Below are 9,110 nucleotides of genomic sequence, written 5' to 3'. Positions count from 1 at the left end.
CGGCCAGGCGCGGCAGGACCACCAGGACCCCGGCGGTCAGCAGCGCGGCCACCGCCGCGCCGATCATGGTGCGCCGCGCGGACCTGCTCGGCGGCGGCGCGGCGGGCTCCAGCGGAGTCGGCCTCGGGGGCGGCGGCAGCGTCAGGACCACCAGGACCCCGGCGGTCAGCAGCGCGGCCACCGCCGCGCCGATCATGGTGCGCCGCGCGGACCTGCTCGGCGGCGGCGCGGCGGGCTCCAGCGGAGTCGGCCTCGGGGGCGGCGGCAGCGTCAGGGTCCGCGTGCTCGGCGGCCATTCCTGTTCGGTCTCCATGCCGATCACTGTGCGTCCATACGAAGAGCACATCCGGCGTGCGCCCGCCGGACCACGCGGGGTTCACACCGATGGCCCCGGGTGCCAGGCTGGGATCATGAACGCTGGAGCCGAGCCCGTCGCGTCCGGGGACCTTCTCGTACGGCTGCGCGCGGGGCTGCCCGTCGATGCGGTGATCACCGACCCGGACGTCACCGCCTCGTACGCCCACGACATGGCGAGCTTCTGCGCCGCCGGGGCCCCGGCCGTGGTCGTGCTGCCGCGCACGGTCGAGCAGGTGCAGCACATCATGCGCACCGCCACCGAGCTGCGCGTCCCGGTCGTGCCACAGGGCGCCCGCACGGGGCTTTCGGGCGGCGCCAACGCCTCCGAGGGCTGCATCGTGCTGTCCCTGGTCCGGATGGACCGCATCCTGGAGATCAGCCCGGTCGACCGGGTCGCGGTCGTCGAGCCGGGCGTCGTCAACGCCGTGCTCTCCCGGAAAGTCATGGAACACGGGCTCTACTACCCGCCGGATCCCTCCAGTTGGGAGCAGTGCACCATCGGCGGGAACATCGGCACCGCGTCCGGCGGCCTGTGCTGTGTGAAGTACGGGGTGACCGCCGAGTACGTGCTCGGTCTGGACGTCGTCCTCGCCGACGGGCGTCTCCTGGAGACCGGCCGGCGCACCGCCAAGGGCGTCGCCGGGTACGACCTGACCCGGCTCTTCGTCGGGTCCGAGGGCAGCCTCGGGATCGTCGTGAAGGCCGTACTGGCGCTGAAGCCCGCGCCGCCCGAACAGCTCGCGCTCGCCGCCGAGTTCCCCTCCGCTGCCGCCGCCTGCGAAGCGGTCTGCGCGATCATGGAGCGCGGCCATACGCCGTCGCTGCTCGAACTCATGGACCGTACGACCGTGCAGGCCGTCAACCGCACGGCGCACATGGGGCTGCCGGACAGCACCGAGGCGCTGCTGCTCTGCGCCTTCGACACCCCGGACCCGGCCGCCGATCTGGCCGCCGTCGGGGAGCTGTGCACCGCCGCCGGGGCCACCGAGGTGGTGCCCGCCGAGTCGGCCGCCGAGTCCGAACTCCTGCTCCAGGCACGGAGGTTGGCGCTCACGGCGCTGGAGACCATCAAGTCCGCCACGATGATCGACGACGTCTGCGTACCGCGCTCACGGCTCGCCGCGATGCTGGAGGGCACCTCGGCCATCGCCGCCAAGTACGACCTGACCATCGGCGTCTGCGCGCACGCGGGCGACGGCAACACCCACCCGGTCGTCTGCTTCGACGCCGCCGACGAGGACGAGTCGCGCCGCGCCCGCGAGTCCTTCGACGAGATCATGGCGCTCGGTCTGGAACTCGGCGGCACGATCACCGGCGAGCACGGCGTGGGCGTGCTCAAGAAGGAGTGGCTGGCGCGCGAACTCGGGCCGGTGGGCGTGGAGATGCAGCGTGCGGTGAAGCACACCTTCGACCCGCTGGGTCTGCTGAACCCGGGCAAACTGTTCTGAACAACCGTTACGGCAGCTCGCGTCCGCGTCACGCACCCTCCTCCGGCCGCGACTCGTCCGAGGGCCACGGGTCGTTGAGGTACAGCTCCTCGATGCGGCTGCGGCCCGTCGTCGGCGCGAGCAGCTCGGCCAGGCCGTCGTCGATGCCGAGCTGCTCGGTCTCGGAGCCCGGCGGGACCACCCGAAGTGTGCGCTCCAGCCACGCCGACACCTGCGCGGACGGCGCCTCAAGCAGCGCGTCCCCGTCCGGCGAGCTCAGCGCGACCAGGATCACGCTGCGCCCGTCCACCTTCGTCGGCCAGATCCGCACATCGCCGTGACCGCACGGCCGGAACACCCCCTCGACCAGGAGCTCCCGGGCGAACGTCCAGTTCACCGGGTGATCGGAGCCGATGTGGAAGGTGATGTGCACGGCGTACGGATCGTCGGTGCGGTACGCCAGCCGGGCCGGTACCGGGACGCTGCGCTCGGGCGACAGAACGAGTTTGAGCTCCAGCTCGCGTTCCACCACGGTGTGCATGACTTGTGTCCTCTCCTCGTACGGGCCCGGGAGCGGGCCGCACAAGGAGGGAGCGGGCCGGCACGCGACTATGACGCGACTTCTGCAGATTTTTTCGGGCGGATTTCCCGTTCGTCCGATGACCGAATCGTGATCGGTACGGAAGGACCCGCCCGGGGGTGGTCGCCCGTCTGGTAGATGTGGACCCTTGTATTGACGAGGCCCACGAGCAGATACGGGACCACGGTGATGAGCGCCCCCACCCCGGCCACCGGCGACGGCACCCCTGTCGCCGGCTTCTACCCCGATCCGTCCATCCCCGGATACGTCCGGTACTGGAACGGCGCCGCCTGGGTGCCCGGAACGAGCCGGCCCGCCCCGGCCGTCGGCGAGGCCATGCCCGTGCCGCCGCCCGGCGCGGCCCCGGCGGCACCCGCCCTGGCCTCGGCCCCGCCGACGCCGATGCCCGCGCCGGCCCCGGTTCCGATGGTCGAGGAGACGGGCCCGGTCTTCCTCGACGAGCCCGAGTTCGAGCCCGAACCCGTCCCCCCGCACGGCATGCGGCCCGGCCCGGCCCCGGTCTGGCAGGCCGACGCGTCGTACCAGTCGGGCTTCGGGGACGACGCGGCGCGGCGGATCTCCTGGGGCCAACCCGACCCCCGGGCGCTCCCGCTGGCACAGCCGCAGCCGGGCCCGACGCCGATGCCGGCTCCGCTTCCGGCTTCGGGGCCGCAGTCGCAGCCGGTCCAGTCGCAGCCGGTGCAGCCGTTGCCACTCCAGCCGCTTCCGGCTCAGCCCCTGCCCGCGCAGCCCGTGGATCCGCGTGCGGCGGGTGATCCGCGTCGGGCCGAGCCCGATGTGCGCCCGGCGGCCGTGGAGCCCGGCCCCGCCCGCGCCGCGCTGCCGTCGGCCCCGGTGACGCCGGGCTACCAGGCCGCGCCCCAGCCCGTAGCGCCGCAGCCCACCGCGCCCGCACACCACGCGGCACCCCCACAGCACACCGCACCCCCGCAGCCCGCCCCCGCTCAGCACGCCGCTCCCCAGCCCGCCGCGTCCCCGATGACCACCGGCCCCGGGGGTGGCGCGGCCTCCTGGGCGCAGCAGGTGCATCAGCTGGCGCAGCCCGACGAGCAGCGGGGGGTGGGGGAGCCCGTCGTACCGTGGAAGCCGCCCGTCGAGGACCCGTTCCTGCGGGCCGCCCGGGCCCAGGCCGAGGCCCGGCCCGCGGGACCCGGGCGGCGGCTGGTCGCCCGGCTCGTCGACACCGCCGTGCTCGGCGTGGCCGTCGCCGCGCTCGCGGTGCCGCTGGGCGTGAAGGCCGCCGACCACATCCAGGAGAAGATCGACGCGGCGAAGCTGTCCGGCGAGACCGTGACCGTCTACCTCCTCGACGGCACCACCGCCGGCTACCTCGGCATCGTGCTCGGCGCGTTCCTGGTCCTCGGCCTGCTCTACGAGGCGCTGCCCACCGCCAAGTGGGGCCGCACGCTGGGCAAGCGGCTGCTGCGACTCCAGGTCCGCGACATCGAGTCGCACGAGCCGCCGACGTTCGGCGCCGCGCTGCGCCGCTGGCTGGTGTACGGAGTGCTCGGCGTGCTCGCGGTCGGCGTCGTCAACGTCCTGTGGTGCCTGTTCGACCGCCCGTGGCGCCAGTGCTGGCACGACAAGGCGGCCCGTACGTTCGTGGCAGGCACCTGAGACCGGCTGACGGGCGACACCCGAACGGGCCCCGTACCGTTGCGGGACCCCCACCCCTCGCGGTGCACTGCGGACATGAGCAACGAACCGCCGCCCGGCCAGCCGCCCGAGGACGACCCGTTCCTCAAGAAGCCATCGGAGCCCACTCCGCCCGGCGGCGGCGGAGGGATGCCTCCCGGCGGCACCCCGCCCGGAGGCGGTACCCCACCTCCGGGCAGCGGCGCCCCTCCCCCCGGCGGCGGCCCGTACGGAAACCCTCCCCCCGGCGGCCCGTACGGCACGCCACCCCCCGGTTCGCCCTATGGCAGCACCCCGCCCCCGTACGACGCGTACGGCGGCGGGAACCAGTACGGCGCTCCCGACCCGCTCAGCGGGATGCCCCCGCTCGCCGACTTCGGGCGGCGCCTGCTCGCCCGCATCATCGACGCCCTGATCGTGGCGATCCCGCTCGGCCTGCTGGAGTGGGCGACCTCCGGCCGGTACATGTACGAGTCGAAGAGCGGCGACAGCACGTCCGACGTGGTCTCCAAGGCGTACACCGGCAGTGGTCTGGCGTGGACCCTGATCGGGATCGTGGTCTACCTCGGCTACGACACCCTGATGCTGAAGCGGGACGGCCAGACCGTCGGCAAGAAGCTGCTGAACCTGCGGGTCGCGATGCTCAACGACGGCAGTGTGCCCACCACGAGCGCCGCTCTGGCGCGCACCGCCGTGCTCTGGGTACCGGCGCTGCTGTGCTGCCCGTGTCTGTGGCAGGTCATCCTCATCATCACGATCCTCACCGACAAGCCCTACAAACAGGGCCTGCACGACAAGGCCGGGAAGACGGTGGTGGTCTCAACAGCCCACTGACGCCGGTCCCGTAGGACCCGCCGACCTCAGCTTCGTACGGAGTCGGCCGGCACCCGCACCCCCGGCTCGGCGCGCTCACCCACGGCGGCGGCGCGGTTCATACGAACCGTGCGCGCCGCTTTCGGGATGGGTACCGTCACGGCGACCAGGAGCCCGAGCAGCAGCGCCGCGAGCACTATCACGCCCACGCCGACACCCGAGTCGGTCTGGGAGAGCAGAATCATGGCCACGGTCGAGAACACGACGGTGGCCGAACCGTAGGCGAGCTGTGCTGCAGTCGGACGCGGCATGGCGGTATCCGTCCTCGGGGGAAGGCATCGGATGGGGCGGGTCTCTCGACCGGGCAACCGGATCGCACTGTCAAGCGACTCTACGTCGGACCTTGCCCTGACGGAACCGTTGGTAAGCGTGACCTAACCCACGGTGCCGGTGCACAGGGGGCGCACGGAGTCATTCGGCCGGTCCGACTGGTGAGACAGGCGCATCAGTTGTCGGGGTTGGGTAGCACATCGGAAGCGTTCGGATACCGGAACTACCCGTCTGCATAATGTAATTACCCAACGCAAGTCAAGATCTGTCTTTTCTTTGGCAACTCCGGTCCAATGTCGTCACTTGAGACGCGTGCCGCGCACCGGAGACCTGACCCCTCACCCCCCGGTCCGTGCTTGCGGCCGCGGGGGAGGACATCATCAAGTGACCAGCAACAGACGGGCCGTCAGGGCTGCCGCCGTGCTCGTGGCGATAGCCACGACCGGCGCCGTGGGCTCGGCGTTCGCCACCGCCCAGGCCGACGTGAAGGCCCCGGCAGCCGTGCAGCGCCAGGACCCCGGCACCCCTGCCGTGAAGCACGTCGACAACATGCCGGGCCCGTTCACCAAGGAGCTTGAGCAGCAGCGCCAGGTCGCCCTGGAGAAGGTCATCTCGGGCGAGAAGAAGGTGCAGCAGCGCGGCGCCTCCAAGGTCGTCCAGCTCGACGACAAGAAGTACGTGGAGCTCGGCCGCCAGCGCACCGACAAGATCTTCACGATCCTGGTGGACTTCGGCGACAAGGTCGACAACACCACGATGTACGACCCCGACGGCCCGACCGGCCCCAAGCCCCCGGTCGTCAAGTACGGCGGCACCCCCGGCCCGGCGCACAACACGATCGCCCAGCCGGACCGCACCAAGGACAACTCCACGGCCTGGCAGAAGGACTACAGCCGCCAGCACTTCCAGGACCTGTACTTCGGCACCGGCAAGAACGCCGACGGCACCGAGAAGCACTCGCTGAAGACGTACTACGAGAAGACGTCCTCGGGGCGTTACTCCGTCGACGGCCAGGTCACCGACTGGGTCCGGGTCCCGTGGAACGAGGCCCGCTACGGCTCGAACTACTGCGGCCAGTCCAACTGCTCCAACGTGATGGACCTGGTCCGCGACGGCGTCAACGCCTGGGTCGCCGACCAGAAGGCCAAGGGCCAGACCGCCGAGCAGATCAAGGCGACGCTGTCCCAGTACGACCAGTGGGACCGCAACGACTACAACCACAACGGCAACTTCAACGAGCCCGACGGCTACATCGACCACTTCCAGATCGTCCACGCGGGCGAGGACGAGTCGGCCGGCGGCGGCGCGCAGAAGACCGACGCCCTGTGGGCGCACCGCGGTTACGCGTACGGCACGGACGCGGGCAAGACGGGCCCGGCCGACAACAAGGCCGGCGGCACGGAGATCGGTGACACCGGCATCTGGGTCGGCGACTACACGATGCAGCCGGAGAACGGCGGCCTCGGCGTCTTCGCCCACGAGTACGGCCACGACCTCGGTCTGCCGGACCTCTACGACACCACCAACACCGCCGAGAACTCGGTCGGTTTCTGGTCCCTGATGTCGGCCGGCTCCTGGCTCGGCAGCGGCAAGGACTCGATAGGCGACCTGCCGGGCGACATGACCGCCTGGGACAAGCTCCAGCTCGGCTGGCTCGACTACGCCAAGGCCAAGGCCGCGACGAACTCGACGGTCAAGCTCGGTGTCTCGGAGTACAACACCGACAACAAGCAGGCGCTCGTGGTCGAGCTGCCGCAGAAGCCGGTCACCACCACTGTCGTGAAGCCCGTCGAGGGCACGAAGCAGTGGTGGAGCGGGATGGGCGACAACCTCAACAACACCCTGACCCGCTCGGTCGACCTGACCGGCAAGTCCAAGGCGTCCCTGGACCTTTCGGGCTGGTGGGACATCGAGAAGGACTACGACTTCGCGTACGCGGAGGCCTCCACGGACGGCGGCGCCACCTGGACCGCGCTCGACGGCACCGCCGACGGCCAGGCGATCACCCGTGACGGCAGCGACAAGCCGGCCCTGACCGACGCCTCGGGCACGTACAAGAAGCTCTCGTACCCGCTGGACGCCTACGCGGGCAAGAAGATCGACATCCGGTTCCGCTACCAGACGGACGGCGGCGCGGGCGGCAAGGGCTTCACGGCCGACGCCATCTCCGTGACGGCGGACGGCACCGCGCTCTTCACCGACGGCGCCGAGGGCGACGACAACGGCTGGACCTCGAAGAACTTCTCCCGCATCGGCGAGTCGTTCACCAAGGACTACCCGCAGTACTACATCGCCGAGAACCGCCAGTACGTGTCGTCCGACACCACGCTGAAGGTCGGCCCGTACAACTTCGGCTTCGCGAAGTCCCGTCCGAGCTGGGTCGAGCACTACGCGTACCAGCCCGGTCTTGTCCTGTGGCTCTGGGACCTCTCCCAGAAGGACAACAACGTCTCGGCCCACCCGGGCGCGGGCCAGATCCTGCCGATCGACGCCCATGCCAAGCCGCTGAAGTGGGCCGACGGCACGCTGATGCGCAACAAGATCACGCCGTTCGACGCGGCGTTCAGCTGGTACCCGACGCAGGCGCTCACCCTGCACAAGGCGGACGTGGCGACCACGGTCCGCTCGCAGCCGGGCGTGCCGATGTTCGACGACCACCGGGGCACCTACTGGTACGCGGAGAACCCCACGGGAAGCGTGAAGGTTCCTGACACCAACACCCGGATCACGATCGTCCAGCAGCCCAAGGACGGCTCGACGATCACCGTGAAGGTCGGTCCGTCGACCAAGTAGTTTTAAAAACCGCAGGTCAAACCATGATCGGCCGTCGCCCTCTAGCGGGCGGCGGCCGATCGTGTTTAGGTGCGTCTTACCAGTCCTTATTGACACGACGTCTCACGGGGGAGCGGTACGCCATGCCTGGCGGAGGTTTCAGCAAGCTGCCCAACGGCAGCGTCATCGTCGCGCTCACTTTGCCGTCCCCGGCCGGAGACGGCCGCAAGGTGCGCGTCCTCGTCCATGCGGCCAACCGGGCCCGCGCCCTGACCAGGCTGCGGAACCTGGGCCTGCGCGCGGTCTATCTGCGCGGCAACACCGAACCACCGACCCCGGACGAGATCACCGCGGTCCTGCACCACCCGGACGGCCTCCTGTGGCGCACGGCCCCCCAGGACGAGGCGGACGAGCTGTGGCACCCGATAAGGGCGCTGCTGCGCCCGTGACGGGCTGCGCCCTTGGGATGCGCCCGGAGGGCGCTTCTAAGGGGCGCGGGGAACTGCGCGACCAGCCGACGACAGCCCGCAGCCGAAACACGACGCGACGGGTCAAGACACAGGCTTACCCGACAGCTCCGCGCCAGCGGCCCGCATCTCCTCGATGGCCCGCTCAGTCGTCGCCTCGGCGACCCCGGCCGTGAGGTCGAGCAGCACATGGGTCGCAAACCCCTCATGCACCGCATCCAGCGCAGTCGCTCGCACACAGTGATCGGTGGCGATCCCGACCACATCCACCTCGGTCACCGACCGCGCACGCAACCAGTCCGCCAGCGGAACCCCGTTCTCGTCCCGCCCCTCGAACCCGCTGTACGCCGCCGCGTACGCCCCCTTGTCGAAGACCGCGTCGATCGCCCCGCAGGCGACGGCCGGGGCGAAGTTCGGGTGGAAGCCCACCCCCTCCGTCCCGGCCACGCAGTGCGCGGGCCAGGAGTCGACGTAGTCCGGGTGCGCCGAGAAGTGGCCGCCCGGCGAGACATGGTGATCGCGGGTCGCCACCACATGGCGGTAGACGGACCCGGCCGCCTGGCCGATCAGGTCGGTGACGGCGGCGGCCACGTCGGAGCCACCGGTGACCGCGAGGCTGCCGCCCTCGCAGAAGTCGTTCTGAACATCTACGACGATCAACGCGCGGTGCATGTCGGCTGTCCTTCGGTCAAGGTGGCTGTTCTACGA

The 9,110-nt window shown here is 70.8% G+C and carries 8 protein-coding genes and 1 pseudogene; 5 read left to right on the top strand and 4 right to left on the bottom strand.

The features are described from left to right. Nucleotides 1–313: pseudogene (locus BG418_RS36355) on the bottom strand (hypothetical protein); the annotation flags it as partial. A 97-nt stretch (nucleotides 314–410) separates the two neighbouring features. Here BG418_RS36355 and BG418_RS36350 point away from each other — a divergent pair. Next, nucleotides 411–1,805, top strand: a complete 1,395-nt coding sequence (locus tag BG418_RS36350) for an FAD-binding oxidoreductase (protein ID WP_188278306.1) — start codon at nucleotides 411–413, stop codon at nucleotides 1,803–1,805. Between the two features lie 28 nt (nucleotides 1,806–1,833). On the opposite strand, the gene BG418_RS36345 is transcribed toward BG418_RS36350, so the two are convergent. Next, complete coding sequence (locus BG418_RS36345) at nucleotides 1,834–2,325, bottom strand: SsgA family sporulation/cell division regulator (RefSeq protein WP_188278305.1); 492 nt, start codon at nucleotides 2,323–2,325, stop codon at nucleotides 1,834–1,836. 228 nt (nucleotides 2,326–2,553) lie between these two features. On the opposite strand from BG418_RS36345, the gene BG418_RS36340 reads away from it, so the two are divergent. Together BG418_RS36340 and BG418_RS36335 are read left to right on the top strand one after the other, a co-directional pair. Beyond that, nucleotides 2,554–4,002: an RDD family protein gene (locus BG418_RS36340; protein ID WP_188278304.1), complete on the top strand. Its 1,449-nt coding sequence runs from the start codon at nucleotides 2,554–2,556 to the stop codon at nucleotides 4,000–4,002. Nucleotides 4,003–4,077: 75 nt separating this feature from the next. Further along, a complete protein-coding gene (locus tag BG418_RS36335) occupies nucleotides 4,078–4,854 on the top strand; it encodes an RDD family protein (RefSeq protein ID WP_188278303.1) in 777 nt (258 codons plus the stop codon). Between the two features lie 26 nt (nucleotides 4,855–4,880). Here BG418_RS36335 and BG418_RS36330 read toward each other — a convergent pair whose 3' ends face one another. Next, nucleotides 4,881–5,144: a hypothetical protein gene (locus BG418_RS36330; protein WP_188278302.1), complete on the bottom strand. Its 264-nt coding sequence runs from the start codon at nucleotides 5,142–5,144 to the stop codon at nucleotides 4,881–4,883. Between the two features lie 403 nt (nucleotides 5,145–5,547). Here BG418_RS36330 and BG418_RS36325 point away from each other — a divergent pair, with 403 nt between their 5' ends. Both BG418_RS36325 and BG418_RS36320 read left to right on the top strand, forming a co-directional pair. Then, nucleotides 5,548–7,956 (top strand): immune inhibitor A domain-containing protein, encoded by a 2,409-nt coding sequence (locus BG418_RS36325; protein ID WP_188278301.1) that lies wholly within the window; start codon nucleotides 5,548–5,550, stop codon nucleotides 7,954–7,956. 122 nt (nucleotides 7,957–8,078) lie between these two features. After that, a complete protein-coding gene (locus BG418_RS36320) occupies nucleotides 8,079–8,384 on the top strand; it encodes a hypothetical protein (RefSeq protein WP_188278300.1) in 306 nt (101 codons plus the stop codon). Between the two features lie 102 nt (nucleotides 8,385–8,486). On the opposite strand, the gene BG418_RS36315 is transcribed toward BG418_RS36320, so the two are convergent. Next, on the bottom strand, nucleotides 8,487–9,074 hold the full coding sequence (locus BG418_RS36315; protein ID WP_188278299.1) for an isochorismatase family protein: 588 nt from the start codon (nucleotides 9,072–9,074) through the stop codon (nucleotides 8,487–8,489). Nucleotides 9,075–9,110 lie beyond the last annotated feature (36 nt).

It is taken from the genome of Streptomyces sp. CBMA152 (assembly GCF_014596475.1).
Taxonomy (GTDB): domain Bacteria; phylum Actinomycetota; class Actinomycetes; order Streptomycetales; family Streptomycetaceae; genus Streptomyces.
This window is presented reverse-complemented; position numbering and strand designations above follow the sequence as displayed.